The following is an 18,579-nucleotide window of genomic DNA, read 5'->3' on the forward strand; positions in this document are numbered from 1 at the left end:
ATCGACAGGGTCAAAGGACCGGGCATTTTACTCCGCAATGGCGGGGCTGACTAGTTAATATCCGGCGGGCCCGGGGGCTGGCCGGCCGCGTCAACAGCGGCTTTGCCCTTGATGGAGCAAGGCAATTCGCCGCCTCTCTCACTGTTTATCCCCCCTCCTTGCGCTATCATGCCCCCATTCGGTTTAGCCCCTCTATGCTTGTGCGGGGCGCCCATTTCAGGAAGTACGTCATGGAACATTGCGATATCGCCATCGTCGGCGCAGGTATGGTGGGGGCCGCCACCGCCTGTCTGCTGGCGGGCCAGGGCCTCTCCGTGCGGGTCATCGAGACCCGGCTGCCCGAGCCCTATGCCCCCGAGCAGCCGCTGGATCTGCGGGTCTCCGCCATCAGTCAGGCCTCGGTGGCCCTGCTGGCCCAGGCCGGTGCCTGGCAACACCTGCAGCAGATGCGGCTGTGCCCCTATCGCCGGCTGGATACCTGGGAGCTGGACGGCTTCGCCACCCGCTTCGACGCCGTCGATCTGGGGCTGCCCCAGCTCGGCTACATCATCGAGAACCGGCTGGTGCAGCTCGCTCTGCTCAAGAGAATGGAAGATTTCCCGAGCATCCAGACCCATACCCCGGCAGCGGTGCAGAGCCTTATTCAGGACAGGGAGCACGCCACCCTGCTGCTGGATGACGGCACCGAGCTGCGGGCGCGCTGGGTGCTGGCCTGCGACGGTGCCGAGTCCCACACCCGCCGCCTCGCCGGCATCGGCGTGTCGCGCTTCGAGTACCGCCAGCACTGCATGCTGATCAATATCGACACCGAGTTCGAGCAGGAAGACATCACCTGGCAGCAGTTCACCCCGAGCGGCCCGCGCGCCTTCCTGCCCCTGCCAGGCCAACACGGTTCCCTGGTGTGGTACGACAGCCCGGCCCGCATCCGCACCCTGTCCGCCATGAGCAACGAGGCCCTGGCGGCCGAGGTGCGCCGCCATTTCCCGGCCCGGCTCGGCGGCTTCACCGTCACCGGCAAGGGCAGCTTCCCCCTGGTGCGCCGCCATGCCAATGACTACCACGCCGGGCGGGTGCTGCTGCTCGGGGACTCGGCCCACACCATCAACCCCCTGGCGGGGCAGGGGGTCAACCTCGGCTTCAAGGACGTAGCCTGCTGGGTGGAACTGCTCACCAAGGCGGGCAGCGACTGGCATGAGATGGCGCTGGCCGAGCGCTACGAGCGTCGTCGCCGCCCGGACAACCTGCTGATGCAGTCGGGGATGGATCTCTTTTACGGGGTCTTCAGCAACGAGATAGGCCCCCTGCGACTTGCCCGCAATCTGGCGCTGAATCTGGCGGACAAGGCGGGCCCCCTCAAGGAGATGGCGCTGCGCTACGCCCTGGGGTTGGTATAAAGGCAGTGTGCTGCACTGCCCATTGATCCTCTGGTGGAGTATCAAGCTGCAGGGTTGATGCACTTGGTATTTTATATGGCCTGACGCGGTGCCGCTGGTGATGCCGATGCCGCAAGGGCCGAACGAAATCCGACAATCGTGGAGCAAACCATGAACAAGGCACTGCTGGTGATCGACTTTATCAACGACATCGCTCACCCGGACGGGCGCATCGCCGCCTCGGCGGCCCACGTGGTGGAGCAGGATGCCATCAAGCATGCGAACCAGGCGCTGGCCCATGCCCGCGCCCAGGGCTGGCTGGTGATCCTTATCAAGGTGGGCTTTGACCAGCACTATCTGCTGCAGCCCAAGAATTCCCCCATGTTTGGCCGGGCCCAGCGGTTAGGCGCCTTGTCCCTGGCCGGCGGCGGCACGGATTTTCACCCCGATCTGGACGTGCAGCCCGGCGATCTGGTGCTGACCAAGCCCAGGGTCAGCCCCTTCTACGGCACGGCGCTGGAGCCGGCGCTGCGGGCCAACCGGATCGATCACCTCTATCTCTGTGGTGTCAGTACCAGTTGGGCCATCCAGGCCGCCACCCGGGATGGACACGATCGGGATTACGCCATCACCATCCTCGAGGACGCCTGCGCCGCCGCCGATGCCATGGAGCATCACGGCTCCCTGCGCCAGCTTGGACGCATCGCCGAGATCATCAAGGTGGCCCAACTGAGCTGACGCACCCTATCGAGTCGCTCACATTTTGCTCATGGGCCGCTGTTGAAACCACGTTGTTTTGGGCAAGATGGTAAAAAACCGCTGACCACAAGGATGAGGGCATGCGCTATCAAGGAAAAATCGCGAGTTGGAACACCCAGCGCGGCTTTGGCTTTATCAGGCAGCAGTCACAGTCACAGCAGGAGCAGAGAGATGGGGATCTCTTCGTGCACGTATCCTCCCTGACCTTCGACGGCAGGCTGCCCGAGCCAGGGGAGCGCGTCTCTTATCGGCTCGGTACCGGCAAGGACGGCAAGCCCTGCGCCATGCAGGTGTTTTTCCCCGACCGTCCCCTGTCGCTGGCGGATGGGTTCAGTCCGGCGCCGGATCGGCCCTTGTCCACGGGCAATGGATCCAGCCGCTTGCCACCCGCCGTGACTCCCTCCAAGGGGCAGAGCGCGGCACCGAGATCTCGCCTGCAGCCTGCCCATAGGCGTAAGGGCAGCTGGCAGGGCAAGCTGATCCCCCTGCTGGTGCTGGCGGGTCTGTTTTCAATCTATTCCCGCTTCTCGGCCGAGTCGGTCTCACCGCAGCCTGTATCCTCACCCACGGGCGCCGGGGTGAGCGCTTTTGCGAGCGCCCCGCCGGCCCCCACCTTTGTTCGCCAATGCGATGGCAGGCAGTACTGCTCCCAGATGACCTCCTGTGAGGAGGCAACCTGGTTTTTGCAAAATTGCCCCAATACCAAGATGGATGGCCATGGCAGAGGAAACGGCATTCCTTGTGAAAGCCAGTGGTGCGGCCGTTGAGTCACCGACCCCATTAGCAAAAGGGTCAGCCCACCCAGGCTGACTGGCCTTTTAACCCTGCCCGGATGAACGGAATGCTTGGGTGCTCATACGTCATGTGGCGGGCCTGACCTGCGGGTGGGCCGTCTTGACCAGCGCCAGGAACTGATCCCGGATGGGGTCGGCGAAGCTCGCATTCCACACCAGGCTTATTTCCCACTGTGAATAGGGGCCTGAGAGGGGATAGAGGGTGACATCGGGCCCTGCGATAAAGCTGACGCTGCGGGGCAATATGGCGTTGCCTATGCCGGCCGCCACCAGGGCCACCAGGGTCTGAATATCCTCCGCCTCCTGGATGACGCCGGTCAGGCGGTTGGCGCCGAGGAAGTTGGCGATCTGCTGGGTGAGACCCGGGCAGCGATGACCCACCATCTGCAGCAGGGGTTGTTGCACCAGGGCCCGCTCCACATCGAAGGCGGCGGGGTCCGGCCCTATCAGCTGGGTCGGCACCGCCAACACCAGGCTGTCCGTCAGCAGCCTGTGTTCGTGCAACTGTGGCGCCTCTGGCCTTCGCATGAAACCGACCTGCAGCTGGCCGGAGAGCAGCATCTCGTGCTGGATGGCGGAGGGCATGTCCTGCAGGTGCACCATCACATCGGGGGCCTGTCGCTTGAAACGGGCCACCAGGGAGGGGGCCAGCACGAAGCTCGACAGGCCGAACCCCATCTTGAGCCGTCCGGCGAGACCGCTCGCCAGCGCCAGGGCGTGGCGTTCGAACTCCTTGCCGTGATCGACCAGGGCGCGGGCCTGGCTGAGCAGCTGAACGCCGATGGCGGTCAGCTCGGCGCCGTGGCGTCCCCGGTTGAACAAGGTGCTGCCGAGGGCCTGCTCCAGTCCCTGGATCTGCTTGGTGAGCGCCGGCTGGGTGACGAACAGCCGGTTGGCGGCCTCCCGGTAGTTGGCCGTCTCGGCCAGGGTCACGAAGGCGTGCAACTGCCTCAGATCGAATTTCATTCCGTTTGGTTATCCATTCCGTTTGATTATCAAATGTGGCGATTTATTGATTATAAATTATCTATTGGCCTTGTTCTAATGGTGTTGCAGCGGGTCGGGAGTCGACCCGAACGGGGAACGAGGAGTCACATCATGCAAAGCGAACGCTATCTGTTTCTAATCAAGGGAAGCCTCATCATGGCCCAGCCGCTGGCGGCGGCCGAGACGGGGGAGCTGTTGACCAGTCTGTTGTCACAGGGGTTTGTGGTGGCCCCCCTGCTGGTATGGGCGAGCGATACCGAACAGGCTCTGGCCTGCTATGAGGCGAGGGCTCAGCGTCAGGCGCTCGCCAGCTCCCTGTCCGGTGTCGAACCCAGGCTGGCGGGAGCGGCGACATGAGCTCCATTGCCTTGCGGGCCAGGGCCCTGCTACTGGACATGGATGGAACCCTGGTCAAGTCGACCGCTGGGGTGGAGACCGTGTGGCGACTCTGGTGCCAGCACCATGGGCTGGCCCCCGAGCCCGTGCTGGCCATGTGCCACGGGGTGCGGGCAAAAGAGGTGATCGAGGCGCTGGCGCCCCAGTTGGACATGGTGCAGGAGATGGCCCGGCTGGACGAGTTGGAACTCGCGCATTCGGGGGTGGCAGAACCCATCGAGGGGGCGAGCGCCCTGCTCCATGGCCTGTCAGCCGAGCGCTGGGCCCTGGTCACCTCCGCCAGCAAGCGGGTGGCACGGGGTCGGCTCGCCGACGCCGGATTGCCGCTGCCGAGGTTGATGGTTGGCGGAGATGACGTGGTGCGGGGCAAGCCGGATCCCGAGCCCTATCTGCTGGCGGCGGCCCGGCTCGGCCTGGATCCCGCCGACTGCCTGGTGTTCGAGGATGCCCATGCCGGCATCGCGAGCGCCCTGCATGCCGGTTGCCGGGTGGTGCAGATAGGGGGCGATAGCTTGCTCAATGCCAGGGTGAGCGGCTGGGTCGATGACTGGCGCCAGATCCGGGTCACAGAAGAGGCACAGGGTCTGCGGCTTGCGCTGACAGGGCAACTAAAGCGTCTGTGCGGCTGAACTCGTTGGCACACGGCCTGGGGCCTGGGGGGAACCCTCAGGCCCCGAGCGGGTGGGCGACCCTCTCTTGCCCACAATCCTCATGCAGTTCCACCCGGTTGCGGCCATTGCGCTTGGCCTGATAGAGCGCCTGATCGGCGCGGGAGAGCAACCTGTCCAGGTTGTAGGTGCCGCGCTGCTGACAGGCCATGCCGATGCTGATGGTAGCGCCGACTGGCCGGCCCGTCTCATCCATCACGCTGAGCCCGGCTACTCTCTCCCGCAACCTCTCGACCACCTCCAGTGCCTGGGATTGGGTGGCCGCCGGCAGCAGGACCGCAAACTCCTCTCCCCCGAGACGGGCGAACAGATCCCCCTGGCGCAGGTGTTGTCGCACCGCCTCGGTGCAGGCCCTGAGCAGGGTGTCACCGGCCTCGTGGCCATGGGTGTCATTGATGCGCTTGAAGTTGTCCAGATCCAGCATGCAGACCGCGATGGGGTGCTGGCGCTGCTCGTGAGTCGCCAGCATGGCCTGGGCCACCGGCCAGAAGCCGGTGCGATTGAGGGTGCCGGTGAGGTGATCGTGATGGGCCAGGTGCTCCATCCTGCTCAACAGCGCGTTGCGGGCGGCCATGATGCTGGCGGCGGTGAGCGGAGTGAGGGCGATCAGCATGAGACCGATGCGAACCGAGAACATCCAGTACTGGGTCTGGGCATCGTGGTTGATGGTCAGGTAGCCGTAGGAGAGTGCCAGCAGGGTCAGGGAGCTGAAACAGAGGGAGAGCAGGCTGGTGGTAAACAGCGAATAGGTGACGGCACACCACAGCAGGGCGGGCACCGGGAAGACGATGGAGCCAGGTCCCTCGATCAGCAGGGCCAGCAGCAGGGTGGCAAGGAAGCTCAATAGCGGCAGCATGTTGGCCCAGGAGATGCTGGGCCGATAGAAGTCGATGCGCCACTGGGCCAGGACGGCTAACGGGGGCAGGGTCAGGATGACCGGCAAGATGGCCATGTAGTTGACCAGCTCGCTGGCAAACCAGAAGCCGAGCCCGTAGAGCATGTCCCCCTTGAACAGCAATGGGTTGACGAGGGCGCCAACCAGCCCGGCGGCCAGGGACGCCGCCATGGTGATCAACAGCAGATAGACGATGGAGGTGGGGCGTCTTAGCCGGACATCCTCGTGATCAAGGCGGCGAAACAGCAGGTAGCCGACCCCGACGCCCGCCAGATTGCCCAGGGTCAGCAGCGTCGTCTTGATGGCGCTGTCATCGGTGAAGAGGGCCGCGAGCAGATAGCCGGCGATCCCCCCGATCCAGCCCGCCGGTGAGGCCAGGCGTGGATAGCGCAGCATGATGCCGAGCAGCACCGCATTGGCGGGCCAGAAGGCGGCCAGCAGGTCGGGGGGACGGGTGAAGATCCCGAGCAGGGAGAAGACGAGGATCAGGGTGGTGACGCACAGGAAGGCAAACAGGGGATAGAGTCTGGGTGAGACATGCGGATGTCCGGCCTCCCTCATGAGGTTCTCCTCGCGGTCACTGGTGGCGTTGCCACAGAGTATGGATGCAGGAAATGGAAAAAGGCAGGGAGCGGGGCGATGGGAAAACGCCCCCTCGGGGAGGGGGCGCGGGGGAGATTAACCGAAGACCCTGAAACGCACGTCGTCATCGATGAAGGTCTTGTCGCCGGCCGCTTGCTTGATGCTGCCGAAGGGCATCTGGGCGCGCAGGCGCCAGCTGGCGGGCAGATCCCACTGCTTGCGCACGGCCTCGTCGATCAGCGGGTTGTAGTGCTGCAGGGTGGCGCCAATCCCTTCCTGGGCCAGGGCGGTCCAGACGGAGAACTGGGCGATGCCGGTGGAGTGTTCGGACCAGACCGGGAAGTTGTCGGCGTAGAGCGCAAACTGCTCCTGCAGCCCCTTGATGACGTCGGTGTCCTCGAAGAAGAGCACTGTGCCGAAACCGGCGCGGAAGCAGCCATCCACCTTGCCTTCGCTCTGGGCATAGGCTTCGGGCGGCACTATTTTCTTCAGCTCCGCCTTGACGATGTCCCACACCTTGTGGTGCTGCTCGCCAAAGAGGATGACGGCGCGGGAGCTCTGGGAGTTGAACGCGGAGGGACTCTGCTTGACGGCATCCTGGATCAGGGCGGTCAGTTGCGCCGGGGTCTGGGAAACCTGGTCACCCAGGGCATAGATGGAACGACGTACCTTAATCTGTTCGATAAATGGACTGCTCATAACATCTCCTTTGTGTGATTAATCGTGGTCGCCAGACGCGGTCGTTAAGGCCAGTTGGCTCCGATTTCTCGAAGGCTCGACTATAACACCCCTCAAACCATTTGCCGTCAACCTGAGGTGATGACTGTTTCCACTAATTGTGGATATGCACATCGGAAAAGCGGGATAGCGACCTGGATCGCGTTGATGTCTTTTAAGTCAATAACCTTGACGGTTAATGATTTCAATCATTTTCTGGGCAATCGTTTCCACCATAGAATCCACATTCGGTAGCATTTTGTGGAGGTTGGATGACGAGTTGCATTCTGAAACAGCGTTACTACGTGCTGACCCCGCTCTCCGTGCTGCTCGGGGTGTTGGTGCTGATCGCCACCCTGCTGCTGGCCTTCACCAGCTACCAGCGCAGCATCGCCAAGACCGTGGGGAGCTATGAGCAGATGCTGGTCTCCATCGACGCCACCCTGCTCCAGGAGATGGCGCTGCGCAACCAGAACCAGCTCGCCGTGCTGGAGGCGTCCCTCGACAAGGAGGCCATCGCCCGTGGTCGCTCCGCCGTCAATCCGAGTTGGGCCATCGCCCACCAGTTCAAGCGGGATGCCCACTTCCTCTACTTCTACAACGCCCGCACCCAGCGGATCAGCAGCTACCCGGACAGGCCGCTGCCTGCGGATTACCACCCGCAGCAGAGACCCTGGTATCGGGCGCTCGCCAGCGACAGCGAGGAGTTGATCTGGTTCGGCCCGTACCCGGACTTTGGCTCCGACAAGCAGAGCCTGACCCTGATCAAGCGGGTCCTGGATGAGCAGGGGTTGCTGGGGCTGCTGATGGTGGACATGTCGTTCGAGTCGCTCCAGCACGCGCTGCAAAGAGCCATGGGCAACAAGCCGGTGGCCATCTACCTCACGAACCGTGACAGCGGCCAGCTGGTGGTGGGACACAACATGGCGCTGCTGCCTGCCGAAGGCACTGCGATCCCGGCCGAGATCACCGGCTGCAGCGCCAGCCTGCACGGCGTTCACCTCAAGGTGCCGCTGGAGAACATCGGTTGGGATCTCAACCTCTATCTGCCGCCGGCGGTGTTCAACGACAGCCTGTGGGAGACCCTGCTGATGGTGGTACTGCCCGCCCTGGCCCTGCTCACCACCTGGCTCTGCAGCCTGCTGTTCCTGATCAGGATATTCCGCCAGGAGCAGACCCTGGTGGAAGAGACCCTGAGCGGGATCCGTCGCAGCGGCGGGGCCATGATCCCCACGGAGCAGCCGGTGTGGTTCGTGCATGACAGCCTGGGAGAGATAGATCAGGTGCGTACCAGCCTGCTGCAGAAACAGGATGCCCTGCTGTGCGACCCTCTCACCAGCATCATGAACCGGCGGGCCTTCGAGCAGGACAGGGCCGAGTTCGAGCAATCCGACACCCCTTACTGGCTGGTGCTGTTCGACGTGGACAACTTCAAGCGGGTCAATGACTGTTGGGGACACAGCGTGGGGGATGCGGTGTTGTGCCGGGTGGCCACCATCATGGTGCGTACCCTGGGGGACCGCCGGGTCTATCGCATCGGCGGGGACGAATTCGCCGCCCTGTTGCCCTGGGGGGGAGCAGAGGTGGAGCAGCGCCTGACTCATCTGCTGGCGAGGGTACGGAGCTTGCAGTGGCGGGAATTCAAGTCGTCCATCACCCTGAGCGCGGGTGGGGCCCGCTATCCGGATGAGACCAAGGAGCTGTTCGAACTGGCCGATGAGTGTCTCTATCGGAGCAAGCACAGTGGGCGGGACTGCTGGCATCTCGCTCCCCTTGGGTCCGGATCCTGAGGCTGCTGACAGGATCTGTCCGAGCGTTGAGGGGGGAAAACGGGCCCATGCACCCGAAAAACCGGTCACGGGGGGGATGATTTCTCTTGTGACCTTTTTTTTTAACTAATTTTCAGTTGGTTAGCCTATTTCATCGGGTCCTGTCGCGGGGGGGCGACACTCTGCCTGGCAGTTGAGTTCCCGCAGATCCAGTAGCGGCGCGCCCGCCGCTTTGTATAGTGCAGGAAAATAATCAATCAGGTTTGACAGGAGTACTCCATGGACGCGAAAAAACACGGCATGGGCGCGATGGTGCTGTTGGGTGCGTTGTTGATGGCGGGCCCGGCGTTGGCCTCGGAAGATCTCAATACCGTGCTGGGGGGTGGCCTCGGCGGGGTGGCGGGGACCATGATCGGCAAGCAGCTCGGCGGTGACACCGGTGCCCTGGTGGGGGCTGCCGTGGGTGGCGCCGCCGGCGGCGCGGCCACGGCGAACAAGGGCAACAAGAACGAAGCGGCCATCGGTGGCGCGGTCGGGGCCCTCGGCGGTGCCGCCATCGGCAAGAGCGTGGGGGGTGACACGGGTCGCCTGATCGGGGCTGGGGTGGGCGGCGCAGGTGGCGCGGCCATCGGGGCCAGAACCGGTGACGGCCACGAGAGCAGGAACGATCGCTATTACGACGACAGGCGCTATCACAAGCACCACAAGAAATACAAAAAGCACCGCAAGCACAGATGGCATGACGACGATTGATCCAATCGCACACCACAAGAAAGGGGCCCATGGCCCCTTTTTCGATCCTGCTCGCGGCTCATCAGCCCGGTCTTCAGACCAATCTATGCTGGCGCCGGCCGATGGCGAAGGCGTTGATGTTGTCGATCAGCTGATCGGCGAGGCGCTGCATGGACTCCTCGCTGGCCCAGGCCACATGCGGGGTCAGGATGAAGTTCGGGTATTGCAGGGCCCGCATCAGCGGGTGATCCGGCGGGGGCGGCTCCTGGCTCGCCACATCGAAGCCGGCGCCGCCGAGCCGGCCGTTGGCGAGCGCCATCAGCAGTGCCTGCTCGTCCACCAGACCGCCCCGGCCCACGTTGATGAGCAGGGCCTCCGGTTTCATCATGGCCAGCTCCCGCTCGCCGATCAGGTGGCGGGTATAGGGAGTGAGGGGGCAGTGCAGGCTGATGACGTCCGAGCTCTGCAGCAGGGCCTCCAGGGGCAGGCGGTCGTCGTCTCCCGGGGCCCCGACCTGGCTCTGGGCGTAGAAGACCTCCATGCCGATGGCGCTGGCACGCTGGCCCAGGGCCTGCCCCAGGGTGCCCTTGCCGATGATGCCGAGGCGCTTGCCGTGGAGATCCGAGATGGGGTGATCGAAGAAGCAGAACTGGCCGCTCTGCTGCCAGCGTCCCTCCAGCAGGGACTGGCGCCAGGCGAACAGGTTGCGTGACAGGGCCAGCATGAGTGCCATGGCGTGCTCGGGTACCGAGGGGCCCGAGTAGTTGCGAATGTTGCACACGGCGACGTTGGCGGCGCGGCAGGCCTCCAGATCCAGGTTGTCGCTGCCGGTGGCCGCCAGGGCTATCAGCCTGAGTTCCGGCAGCTCGGCCAGCTCGGCGGCCCCGATGCGCACCTTGTTGATGATGGCGATGCTGGCGCACTTGAGCCGCTCCACCACCTGATCCGGTGCCGTGGTGGAGTAGCTTTGCCAGTGATGGGGAAAGTCGGGGCGACCCAGCTTGATGCCGGCGTCCAGGGTGTCGCTGTCGAGAAACACGATTTGCTGCATGAAGCCTCCTGCCGTTGATGAGGCCATGATGCCAAAAAGGGGGGCGGGATGACCAGTGTGCTGACTGTTGGCCGTGAAGCAGCCTGGCCGGGATCCTCTGATCGACCCTTGACGGGTCAGATCCAGCCGAGATGGGTCAACCAGCCCTGGATGCGGCCGGGGGTCTCCTCGAGTTCCATCAGGGCATAGGGGCGGTAGTTGAGTTTGTGGCTGCGGCGGCTCTCGCTGCGCCTCGCCTCGGCCGCCAGCAGGGGCCAGCGCCCCCCTTCCTCCTGATAGAGGTCCAGGGTCGGTATGCTGGCCTGGGCCACCTGTTTGGCCAGGGTCTGGTTGCTCTGCTGATTGGGGAAGAAGCCGTCCAGCAGCACCAGGGCGTCGGGGGCGGGCAGCTGTTCGCTGGCGATGAGGTTGGCGGCCCAGGCCGCACTGGTACCCTGGGCCAGCAGCAGCTTGAAGCCCCCCTCCTGCAGCTTGGCGTCGCTCAGTTTGACGATCCGCTCGGCGAATTGCTGGCGGAAGCTGTCGATGGCCTTCTGCTTCTTTTCGGCGGCCGGATCCAGCTCGAACTGCTGGGGGGAGGGGAGCAGCAGCAGGGTATCGAAGCCGAGGCGACCGAGCGCCCGGGTCAGCTGCCAGAGCTGGCCGCTGCGCTGCCAGTCCGGCAAGAGGATGGCCAGCCCCAGATAGCTGCCGCCGTCGTGCTTGGCGAACAGTACCCGTTGCTTGTCCACCTGGGTACTGTCCGGGATCCCTTTCCAGTCGCCCGCCTGCCAGTGATCCAGGGGGGCGGGAGGCGTGATCTCGCTGGCCGGCAAGGCGGTGCTTGCCAGCAGGCTCAACAACAGCAGTAAGGATGATTTGACCATATGCGCTCCCGGGTTCACTGGGTTAGCGGCGGCTGGCCCGTTTTCTGAAGGGGAATGCGCGGCGATGAAGTGACAGACGATGAGCGGGGAAGGGCTATCCCTTCCCCGCTTGCCTCAGCGGTGGAGCCTGGCGAGCTGCCTGTCGTGCAATGGGGTCAGGATCAGCAGGGCGCTGATGGCGCCGACCAGGGCGCAGAACATGTCGGACTGGGTGTCCCAGGGATCTCCCTGAGTGCCGAGGAACTCGTCGGCCCCCTGGCCGAGGGCGAGGGCCGCGCCCCATTCGATCAGCTCATAGCTGGCGCTGATGGCCAGCACCACGCTGACGACGAGAAACGCCAGCATGCGCTTGCCCTGCACATGGTGGCCGCGCAGCAATATCTCCCGGCAGGCGATGGCGGGCACGAAGCCCTGGAAGAAGTGGCCAATCTTGTCATAGGGGTTGCGGCCGAGATCGAACCACTGCTGCAGATCGAAGCCGAGCGGCACCCTGGCATAGGTGTAGGCCCCCCCCAGCATCAGCACGGCGGCGTGCAATGTGATCCCCAGATAGAGCAGGGTGGTGAGGGGGAAGCGCTCATGGCTCAGGATCAGCAGCGGCATGACGATGAGCACGGGGATCACCTCCAGCAGCCAGGTCAGCCTGTCATAGGGGTGCCAGCCGGAGATCACCAGCAGAGCCAGCGTGAGCAACAACAGCAGGATTTTTTGAGAAGATGTCATAGGGCGCCTGTGAGGGAGAAGAAACCTGACTTCATGATGTAGCCGCAATCGGCCCCAATGAAAAGGGGCAATCCCATTTTCTCCTATCCCGGGCGGAACGTCATGGACCCTGGCTGAACCACGAGGGGTCCTGGGCAGATAAAGAAAAAGCGAGCCTTGGGCTCGCTTTTTTGTCCGAACGGGTTTCAGCGGTCAAATTAGTTGACGCGACGCTTGAACTCGCCGGTACGGGTATCGATCTCGATCTTGTCGCCGATCTCTACGAAGGCGGCAACGGCCAGCTCGTAGGTGGTGCCCTTCAGGCGGGCCGGCTTGGTCACTTTACCGGAGGTGTCGCCACGGGCGGCCGGCTCGGTGTACTCGACTTCGCGAACGATGGTGGTCGGCAGTTCTACGGAGATGGCTTTCTCGTTGTAGAAAGTCACTTCACACAGATCTTCCATGCCGTCTACCAGGTAGTTCAGCGCGTCACCCAGGTTGTCTTTCTCGACGTCGTACTGGTTGTACTCGGTATCCATGAAGACATACAGGGGGTCGGAGAAGTAGGAGTAGGTGCACTCTTTACGCTCCAGTTGAACGACTTCCAGCTTGTCGTCAGCCTTGAATACGGTCTCGGTGGCGCTGCCGTTCAGCAGGCCTTTCAGCTTCATCTTGACCACGGCGGAGTTACGGCCGGATTTGTTGAATTCGGCTTTCTGGACCACCATCGGCTCGGTACCGATCATGACGACGTTACCAGCGCGGATTTCCTGTGCGGTTTTCATGTAAAAAATTCCTGTTCGTATACGGGCAGATAAAAACTGCCAGATTATATACGGCTTTCTAAAAATTTCACCAGCCGAGTGACGAGATCCCCGTCGGCGAGCAACTTATGTGACCAGGCTCGCGCATGTTGTTGCCAAATGGTGGCGTATTGCGGCCATTGCACCCAGAGTTCGCCGACATCCTGCCCGTGGTTGAGGGCGTGGCTGAAGTCGCGCAGCCACCGGGCGGCCTCTGCGGGCAGCGCCGCCAGATAGTGCTCGAGGAAATCGTCCAGCTTGGCGATATGAGCCTCGTCGTCCTGGGGGTAGATGTGCCACAGGAAGGGGCGGGCGGCCCACTGGGCTCGCACGAAGGAGTCTTCCCCGCGCACCAGGTTGAGATCGCAGCTCCACAGCAGCCGATCGTAGCCAGCCTGATCCGTCATGGGCAGCAGCTTGATGCACAGGCTCCCCGCCTGCAGCAGATCCCCCGCGTCGGCGGTGGCCCCTTCCAGCCCGGCGCCGATGAGCACGTCGTTGAGGGAGCGTCCCAGCGGCAGCAACAGGGTGACCGGGGTCGAACTCTGGCACCAGGTCGCCACCAGACTCCTGAGGGCGGCGCTTTCGTAGGTAAAGAGGCTTATCCTCAGCTCGTCATCCGCCTTGGGCGCTAACCCCAGGCCGGCCCAGTAAGCATTTAGGCCTGCCTCGTCCTGCTGCCACCGCTCCCGCGCCGTGATCAGCCCCTGCTCGCACAAGAGGCCCCCGGTTTTGGCCGTGAAGCCAGGGAAGAAGAAATATTTGTTCAGACTGGTATTGCCGACCCGCTGGGGGGAGGCGAGGCCGTGGCAATCCTCGACCCAGGCCTCGGCGGAGAGGTATTCCAGATTGATCCAGCAGGGAGGGGGGTTCTGCTCGGCCATGGCCTGCACGAAGGGAGCCGGCAGCTCGCAGGCGAAGGCCTCGATGACGACCCTGGCGGGGATGACATCGGCGGGCAGGACGGTGTGCCAGTGCTGGATATGGATGCCCTCCACCCACTGACTATCCTGTGCGGGATCCAGCCCGGGGCAGATGCGGGCGAAGCTCGCCAGATCGTCCACCCAAAGCCGCACCTTGCCGCGACCTTCCCGCTGCAACTGGCTGGCGAGTCGCCAGGTGACGCCGATGTCGCCGAAGTTGTCCACGACGCAGCAGAAGATATCCCAGTCAAACGGGGGCAGAGAAAGAGGCGCAGGGGTCGTCATGGATACATCACCGGATACGAAAAAGAGATAAAAAAACCGGTGCGCAGGGTAGCACACCGGTGGTTGAGGTCCTAACGGTCGGCACTTGGCCGAAGAGGAACTTACTCCTTTCCGTAGACGTTGTTCTCTTGTTCACGTACCCGAATAAAGGTGGTGCGCTTGGTGAGTTCCTTGAGCTGGCTGGCGCCCACATAGGTGCAGGTGGAGCGTACGCCGCCGAGGATGTCGCGCACCGTGTTCTCCACCGGGCCGCGGTAGGGCAGCAGCACCGTCTTGCCCTCGGAGGCACGGTAGTCGGCGACGCCGCCGGCGTGCTTGTCCATGGCACTGGACGAACTCATGCCGTAGAACTTCATGAAGGGGGATCCGTCCACCTCGACGATCTCGCCGCCGCACTCCTCGTGAGCCGCCAGCATGCCCCCCAGCATCACGAAGTCGGCGCCGCCGCCGAAGGCTTTCGCCACGTCACCCGGGCAGGTGCAACCGCCGTCACCGACGATCTGGCCGCCGAGGCCGTGGGCCGCATCGGCGCACTCTATGATGGCCGAAAGCTGGGGATAGCCGACCCCGGTCTTGACCCGGGTGGTGCAGACGGAGCCCGGCCCTATGCCGACCTTGACGATGTCGGCGCCGGAGAGGATCAGCTCCTCCACCATCTCGCCGGTGACCACGTTGCCCGCCAGGATGACGTGGTTCGGGCAGGCCTCACGGATCTTGCGCAGGAACTCGACGAAGTGCTGGGAGTAGCCGTTCGCCACGTCCACGCAGATGAAACGCAGGGCCTCTGACATGGCAAGGAGCTGGCGGGTCTTGGTAAAGTCATCCTCGGAGGTGCCGGTGGAGACCATGATGTGGCCGAGCAGGGCCGGGTCGGTTTCGTTCACGAAGGTTTGCCACTGGGCGAGGCTATAGTGCTTGTGCACCGCCGTCATCATCTCGAAGCCGGCCAGGGTGCGGGCCATGGCGAAGCTGCCCACGGTATCCATGTTGGCGGCGATGACGGGCACCCCCTGCCATTGGCTCTGGGTGTGCTTGAAGGTGAACTGACGGGTCAGGCTGACTTGGGAACGGCTCTTGAGAGTAGAGCGCTTGGGGCGGAACAGTACATCCTTGAAACCGAGCTTCAAGTCTTCTTCGATACGCATTGCGAATTCCTTTTTGAGCCTCGTTGGTGCGTCACTTTGCAGTGGCAAATTTTCGGCAGGCACAAAAAAACCGCAGGTTTTCAAGGCCTCCGGTTTACAACAGTCTAGGCAAAAATCCCTTAAGAACAAGACTGATAATTTGCAAATCCTTGTGGTAGCCTTTGGCGTCACAACCTGAGGGTAGTGACAGGTTTCATCCAGCCCCATTTCATAGCATCATCTCACCCCCTACCGTTCGCAATGTCCCTCTGGAGTCAGTCGCTGTCGCTGGACTTGGCCGTAGAGCCCTTCATGGCCGCCCCGGACCGGCCGAGGGGATCTTGTCAGTTGACAGTCCCCTTGCTCCTGCTCACTCTGGCAGGGCGAGCCACCAGAGGCCGATGAGGAAACAATCATGCTCGGATCACCGAAGGCCAGTTGGCTGTTACTGACCCTGCTCTGCTTGCCTGCGGCAGCCTATGCGGCCCCCGATGTTTATGGCTGGATCGAGAAGGGATTGATCATGCCGGATACCCGTGCGGGCAAGGGGGTGGCGGTGAAGATGAAGCTCGACACCGGCGCCCTCACCTCCTCGATGGATGCCCGCTCCTTGCAGCACTTCAAGCGCGACGGCAAGCCCTGGGTGCGTTTCACCCTGGCGCTGACCGATGCGAACACGGACAAGGAGGTGCGCCAGACCCTGGAGCGGCCGGTGGAACGCACCGTCACAGTGCGCGGTGCCGGCGGCATGGAGGAGAGGCCCACGGTCACCATGTCCATCTGTCTGGGGAACAAGGTCTACAAGGAGTGGTTCACCCTGCGGGATCGCAGCGACATGAACTATCCGGTCTTGCTGGGGCGGCGCCTGCTGGCGGAGTTGGGGCCGGTGGATTCCGCCCGCACCTTCACGGTGCAACCGAGTTGCGACTAGCGTCCTCGCTTCTGTGAATGAAAACGGCCCCGCGGGGCCGTTTTCTATTGGTGCTGGTGGAGAGGGGCGCTGGCGGGGTGGGGGATGGGGAGCCAGATGCTGACCTCGAGCCCGCCCTGGGGGCGGTTGTGCACATCCAGATCCGCCCCGTGGAGCTCGGCGATGCGCCGGACTATGGCCATGCCAAGGCCCACGCCATCTCCCTGTTGGGGATTGACCCGATAGAAGCGCTCGCACAGACGGGGCAAGGCCGAGGCCGGGATGCCGGGGCCGCTGTCCCGGATGTCCACCTTCACCCGATTCCCCTCCGAGGTGACCAGGACGGCGATCTCGCCATCGGCCGGGGTGTAGCGCAGGGCGTTGTCGATGAGGTTGCTGAACATCAGGTCCATCAGCACGGCCTGGCCCATCACCTGCAGATGCTCCTCCCCGTCCAGGGAGAGCTGCTGCCCCTTCTTCAGCGCCAGGGGAGCCAGGGCGGCCAGGGCCCCCTGCAGCAGGGCGCTGAGATCGAGGGGTACCAGGGCCAGGGCCTGCTGGTTGTCGATGCGGGCCTGGGTCAGCAGCTGGCGGATCAGCCGATCGCTGCGATCCAGGGCCAGCAACATCTTGCGCAGGGCCTGCTCGCGCTCGTGCTCATCCTCGGCGGCCATCAGGTTCTCGCTGTGAATGCGCAGCACCGCCAGGGGGGTGCGCAGCTCGTGGGCCGCCTCGTTGGTGAACTGTTTCTCCCGCGCTATGGTGTCCGCCAGGGTGTGCATCAGGCGGTTGATCTCGTTGACTATGGGGGTCAGCTCCCTGGCCTTGATGGTCAGGGTGAGCGGGCTCAGGTTGGCGGGGTGACGCTCGCTGATGGCCTGGGCGACCCGGCGCAGGGGGGAGAGTCCCGTCGAGACGAGCCACCAGAGCAGGCCGAGCAGGAAGGGCAGGGTGATGAATAGTGGCAGCATGGTCAGGGTGGCCATGGTGCTGGCCAGCTCGCCGCGCTCGTCATCCCGCTCGGCGGCGATGAGCCAGGTGCCCTCCTCCTCGTTGTAGAGGGTAAAGGTGCGCCACTCGTGGTGATCCTTGGTCTCGCTGTTGAAACCGCGCTCCAACGTGGTCAGTGGCTGGGTCGGCGCACTGGGTGAGCGCAGCAGTATATCCCCCCGCTCGTTGAGCAACTGGAAGTAGAGATTGCGTTCGAACTCATGGCCGTAGGGGGTGAACTCCCGATCCCGCGCCAGCAGATTGAGGCTGGTGTCTTTCTGGTAGGGCTCGGGGGCGCTCTGCTCCCACTCCTGATAGATGGCTCCCCCCTCGGGCAGGCGGCTGTGCTGGGCCATGTAGCCCTTGAGCAGCTGATTGGTGATGCGGGCAGACTGGGCGAGACGGGCATCGAACAGCTCCTCCATCTCGTGGTTGGCCTCCAGATAGCCGATGAAGCCGCTGACGGCGAGGCTGACGCTGACCAGGGCCAGGATCCCCGACAGCAGGAAGCGACGGATGGAGCGGACCCGGGTCATGAATGGGTGTCCCTCGGCGGGTTGTCCAGGGGGGGCACTATGTAGCCGACGCCGCGGATGTTGCGGATGAGCTCGGGGTAGAACTTCTTGCGCAGGTGATGGATGTGCACCTCCACTGCATTGCTCTCGGCCCCCTCGTCCCAGCCGTAGAGGCTCTGCTGCAGCTGCTCCTTGCTCAGCACCCGGCCAGAGTGGCTCACCAGTTCCAGCAGGATCTTGTACTCATGGGGGGTGAGCCTGACAGTCTCACCCCGGTAGCTGACCTGCTGGGCGTCCGGCTGGATCAGGATCTCTCCGTAGCTGAGGCTGGCCTGGGCCTGCCCCTTGCTGCGGCGCACCAGGGCCCGCAGGCGGGCATTGAGCTCCTGCAGGGCGAAGGGTTTGACCATGTAGTCATCGGAGCCGGCGTCCAGCCCGACCACCCTGTCATCCAGGGCGTCGCGGGCGGTGAGGATCAACACCGGCAGTTGGTGGCCTTCCCGGCGCAGCTTGCGCAGCAGGCTGAGGCCGTCGATGTCCGGCAGGTTGAGATCCAGGATCATGGCGGCAAATTCATCGCTCTTGAGGGCCGCCAGGGTCGGTAGCCCTTGCTGCAACCAATCCACCGTGTAGCCACTGTGGCGAAGGGCATCCTGCATGCCATCACCCAGCATCACATCATCCTCCACCAGCAGGATCCGCATCGTCGTCGTTCTCCATAGCTCAAGGCCGCCCCAG

The 18,579-nt window shown here is 63.6% G+C and carries 19 protein-coding genes; 8 read left to right on the forward strand and 11 right to left on the reverse strand.

The window, feature by feature from the left end; genetic code table 11:
• Positions 1-230: 230 nt before the first annotated feature.
• The 3 genes from ACRCYW_RS21375 to ACRCYW_RS21385 all read left to right on the forward strand — a co-directional run bounded on the left by ACRCYW_RS21375 (position 231) and on the right by ACRCYW_RS21385 (position 2,899).
• Positions 231-1,394: an FAD-dependent monooxygenase gene (locus ACRCYW_RS21375; protein WP_438551980.1), complete on the forward strand. Its 1,164-nt coding sequence runs from the start codon at positions 231-233 to the stop codon at positions 1,392-1,394.
• Positions 1,395-1,544: 150 nt separating this feature from the next.
• Positions 1,545-2,111, forward strand: a complete 567-nt coding sequence (locus ACRCYW_RS21380) for an isochorismatase family cysteine hydrolase (protein ID WP_438551981.1) — start codon at positions 1,545-1,547, stop codon at positions 2,109-2,111.
• Between the two features lie 101 nt (positions 2,112-2,212).
• Entirely contained in the window at positions 2,213-2,899 is a 687-nt protein-coding gene (locus ACRCYW_RS21385; RefSeq protein WP_438551982.1) for a cold-shock protein, read from the forward strand.
• 93 nt (positions 2,900-2,992) lie between these two features.
• Here the strand turns inward: ACRCYW_RS21385 and ACRCYW_RS21390 are convergent, their stop codons facing one another.
• Positions 2,993-3,892 (reverse strand): LysR family transcriptional regulator, encoded by a 900-nt coding sequence (locus tag ACRCYW_RS21390; RefSeq protein WP_438551983.1) that lies wholly within the window; start codon positions 3,890-3,892, stop codon positions 2,993-2,995.
• Between the two features lie 132 nt (positions 3,893-4,024).
• On the opposite strand from ACRCYW_RS21390, the gene ACRCYW_RS21395 reads away from it, so the two are divergent.
• Both ACRCYW_RS21395 and ACRCYW_RS21400 read left to right on the forward strand, forming a co-directional pair.
• A complete protein-coding gene (locus ACRCYW_RS21395) occupies positions 4,025-4,270 on the forward strand; it encodes a hypothetical protein (RefSeq protein ID WP_438551984.1) in 246 nt (81 codons plus the stop codon).
• A complete protein-coding gene (locus ACRCYW_RS21400) occupies positions 4,267-4,938 on the forward strand; it encodes an HAD-IA family hydrolase (protein ID WP_438551985.1) in 672 nt (223 codons plus the stop codon). The genes ACRCYW_RS21395 and ACRCYW_RS21400 overlap by 4 nt, the downstream gene beginning before the upstream one ends.
• 37 nt (positions 4,939-4,975) lie before the next feature.
• On the opposite strand, the gene ACRCYW_RS21405 is transcribed toward ACRCYW_RS21400, so the two are convergent.
• Both ACRCYW_RS21405 and ACRCYW_RS21410 read right to left on the reverse strand, forming a co-directional pair.
• Positions 4,976-6,433 carry a diguanylate cyclase gene (locus ACRCYW_RS21405; protein ID WP_438551986.1) on the reverse strand — a complete coding sequence of 486 codons (1,458 nt, stop codon included), beginning with the start codon at positions 6,431-6,433 and terminating at the stop codon, positions 4,976-4,978.
• A gap of 117 nt (positions 6,434-6,550) precedes the next feature.
• Entirely contained in the window at positions 6,551-7,153 is a 603-nt protein-coding gene (locus ACRCYW_RS21410) for a nitroreductase family protein (protein WP_438551987.1), read from the reverse strand.
• Between the two features lie 290 nt (positions 7,154-7,443).
• Here ACRCYW_RS21410 and ACRCYW_RS21415 point away from each other — a divergent pair, with 290 nt between their 5' ends.
• The gene (locus tag ACRCYW_RS21415) at positions 7,444-8,961 is read left to right on the forward strand and encodes a diguanylate cyclase domain-containing protein (protein WP_438551988.1); all 1,518 of its coding nucleotides are present in this window, start codon (positions 7,444-7,446) and stop codon (positions 8,959-8,961) included.
• A 258-nt stretch (positions 8,962-9,219) separates the two neighbouring features.
• A complete protein-coding gene (locus tag ACRCYW_RS21420) occupies positions 9,220-9,693 on the forward strand; it encodes a YMGG-like glycine zipper-containing protein (RefSeq protein WP_438551989.1) in 474 nt (157 codons plus the stop codon).
• Positions 9,694-9,766: 73 nt separating this feature from the next.
• On the opposite strand, the gene ACRCYW_RS21425 is transcribed toward ACRCYW_RS21420, so the two are convergent.
• The 6 genes from ACRCYW_RS21425 to ACRCYW_RS21450 form a co-directional block, all read right to left on the reverse strand.
• A complete protein-coding gene (locus ACRCYW_RS21425) occupies positions 9,767-10,723 on the reverse strand; it encodes a D-2-hydroxyacid dehydrogenase (protein WP_438551990.1) in 957 nt (318 codons plus the stop codon).
• A 116-nt stretch (positions 10,724-10,839) separates the two neighbouring features.
• Positions 10,840-11,589, reverse strand: a complete 750-nt coding sequence (locus ACRCYW_RS21430) for a DUF3530 family protein (protein WP_438551991.1) — start codon at positions 11,587-11,589, stop codon at positions 10,840-10,842.
• Positions 11,590-11,703: 114 nt separating this feature from the next.
• Positions 11,704-12,312, reverse strand: coding sequence for a DUF2238 domain-containing protein (locus tag ACRCYW_RS21435; protein ID WP_438551992.1), 609 nt, complete (start codon positions 12,310-12,312; stop codon positions 11,704-11,706).
• A gap of 197 nt (positions 12,313-12,509) precedes the next feature.
• Entirely contained in the window at positions 12,510-13,076 is a 567-nt protein-coding gene (gene efp, locus ACRCYW_RS21440) for an elongation factor P (RefSeq protein ID WP_349919081.1), read from the reverse strand.
• A 44-nt stretch (positions 13,077-13,120) separates the two neighbouring features.
• Positions 13,121-14,302, reverse strand: coding sequence for an elongation factor P maturation arginine rhamnosyltransferase EarP (gene earP / locus ACRCYW_RS21445; RefSeq protein ID WP_438551993.1), 1,182 nt, complete (start codon positions 14,300-14,302; stop codon positions 13,121-13,123).
• A gap of 101 nt (positions 14,303-14,403) precedes the next feature.
• Positions 14,404-15,447: a GMP reductase gene (locus tag ACRCYW_RS21450; RefSeq protein WP_438551994.1), complete on the reverse strand. Its 1,044-nt coding sequence runs from the start codon at positions 15,445-15,447 to the stop codon at positions 14,404-14,406.
• 394 nt (positions 15,448-15,841) lie between these two features.
• Here ACRCYW_RS21450 and ACRCYW_RS21455 point away from each other — a divergent pair, with 394 nt between their 5' ends.
• Positions 15,842-16,357 carry a retropepsin-like aspartic peptidase RloA3 gene (locus tag ACRCYW_RS21455; RefSeq protein WP_438551995.1) on the forward strand — a complete coding sequence of 172 codons (516 nt, stop codon included), beginning with the start codon at positions 15,842-15,844 and terminating at the stop codon, positions 16,355-16,357.
• 44 nt (positions 16,358-16,401) lie between these two features.
• Here the strand turns inward: ACRCYW_RS21455 and ACRCYW_RS21460 are convergent, their stop codons facing one another.
• Both ACRCYW_RS21460 and ACRCYW_RS21465 read right to left on the reverse strand, forming a co-directional pair.
• A complete protein-coding gene (locus ACRCYW_RS21460; protein WP_438551996.1) occupies positions 16,402-17,862 on the reverse strand; it encodes an ATP-binding protein in 1,461 nt (486 codons plus the stop codon).
• Positions 17,859-18,545 carry a response regulator gene (locus tag ACRCYW_RS21465; RefSeq protein ID WP_438551997.1) on the reverse strand — a complete coding sequence of 229 codons (687 nt, stop codon included), beginning with the start codon at positions 18,543-18,545 and terminating at the stop codon, positions 17,859-17,861. The genes ACRCYW_RS21460 and ACRCYW_RS21465 overlap by 4 nt, the downstream gene beginning before the upstream one ends.
• Positions 18,546-18,579: the final 34 nt, after the last annotated feature.

The organism is Aeromonas sp., assembly GCF_051657805.1.
In the GTDB taxonomy this organism is placed as follows: Bacteria; Pseudomonadota; Gammaproteobacteria; order Enterobacterales; family Aeromonadaceae; genus Aeromonas.

Bases quoted from the DNA above. Each gene is read 5' to 3' on its own strand.
- ACRCYW_RS21435 (WP_438551992.1), bottom strand. From the start codon at position 12,312: ATGACATCTTCTCAAAAAATCCTGCTGTTGTTGCTCACGCTGGCTCTG.
- ACRCYW_RS21430 (WP_438551991.1), bottom strand. From the start codon at position 11,589: ATGGTCAAATCATCCTTACTGCTGTTGTTGAGCCTGCTGGCAAGCACC.
- ACRCYW_RS21460 (WP_438551996.1), bottom strand. From the start codon at position 17,862: ATGACCCGGGTCCGCTCCATCCGTCGCTTCCTGCTGTCGGGGATCCTG.
- ACRCYW_RS21385 (WP_438551982.1), top strand. From the start codon at position 2,213: ATGCGCTATCAAGGAAAAATCGCGAGTTGGAACACCCAGCGCGGCTTT.
- ACRCYW_RS21380 (WP_438551981.1), top strand. From the start codon at position 1,545: ATGAACAAGGCACTGCTGGTGATCGACTTTATCAACGACATCGCTCAC.
- ACRCYW_RS21415 (WP_438551988.1), top strand. From the start codon at position 7,444: ATGACGAGTTGCATTCTGAAACAGCGTTACTACGTGCTGACCCCGCTC.
- ACRCYW_RS21395 (WP_438551984.1), top strand. From the start codon at position 4,025: ATGCAAAGCGAACGCTATCTGTTTCTAATCAAGGGAAGCCTCATCATG.
- ACRCYW_RS21420 (WP_438551989.1), top strand. From the start codon at position 9,220: ATGGACGCGAAAAAACACGGCATGGGCGCGATGGTGCTGTTGGGTGCG.
- ACRCYW_RS21465 (WP_438551997.1), bottom strand. From the start codon at position 18,545: ATGCGGATCCTGCTGGTGGAGGATGATGTGATGCTGGGTGATGGCATG.
- ACRCYW_RS21375 (WP_438551980.1), top strand. From the start codon at position 231: ATGGAACATTGCGATATCGCCATCGTCGGCGCAGGTATGGTGGGGGCC.
- ACRCYW_RS21425 (WP_438551990.1), bottom strand. From the start codon at position 10,723: ATGCAGCAAATCGTGTTTCTCGACAGCGACACCCTGGACGCCGGCATC.
- ACRCYW_RS21405 (WP_438551986.1), bottom strand. From the start codon at position 6,433: ATGAGGGAGGCCGGACATCCGCATGTCTCACCCAGACTCTATCCCCTG.
- efp (WP_349919081.1), bottom strand. From the start codon at position 13,076: ATGAAAACCGCACAGGAAATCCGCGCTGGTAACGTCGTCATGATCGGT.
- ACRCYW_RS21455 (WP_438551995.1), top strand. From the start codon at position 15,842: ATGCTCGGATCACCGAAGGCCAGTTGGCTGTTACTGACCCTGCTCTGC.
- ACRCYW_RS21390 (WP_438551983.1), bottom strand. From the start codon at position 3,892: ATGAAATTCGATCTGAGGCAGTTGCACGCCTTCGTGACCCTGGCCGAG.
- ACRCYW_RS21400 (WP_438551985.1), top strand. From the start codon at position 4,267: ATGAGCTCCATTGCCTTGCGGGCCAGGGCCCTGCTACTGGACATGGAT.
- ACRCYW_RS21450 (WP_438551994.1), bottom strand. From the start codon at position 15,447: ATGCGTATCGAAGAAGACTTGAAGCTCGGTTTCAAGGATGTACTGTTC.
- earP (WP_438551993.1), bottom strand. From the start codon at position 14,302: ATGACGACCCCTGCGCCTCTTTCTCTGCCCCCGTTTGACTGGGATATC.
- ACRCYW_RS21410 (WP_438551987.1), bottom strand. From the start codon at position 7,153: ATGAGCAGTCCATTTATCGAACAGATTAAGGTACGTCGTTCCATCTAT.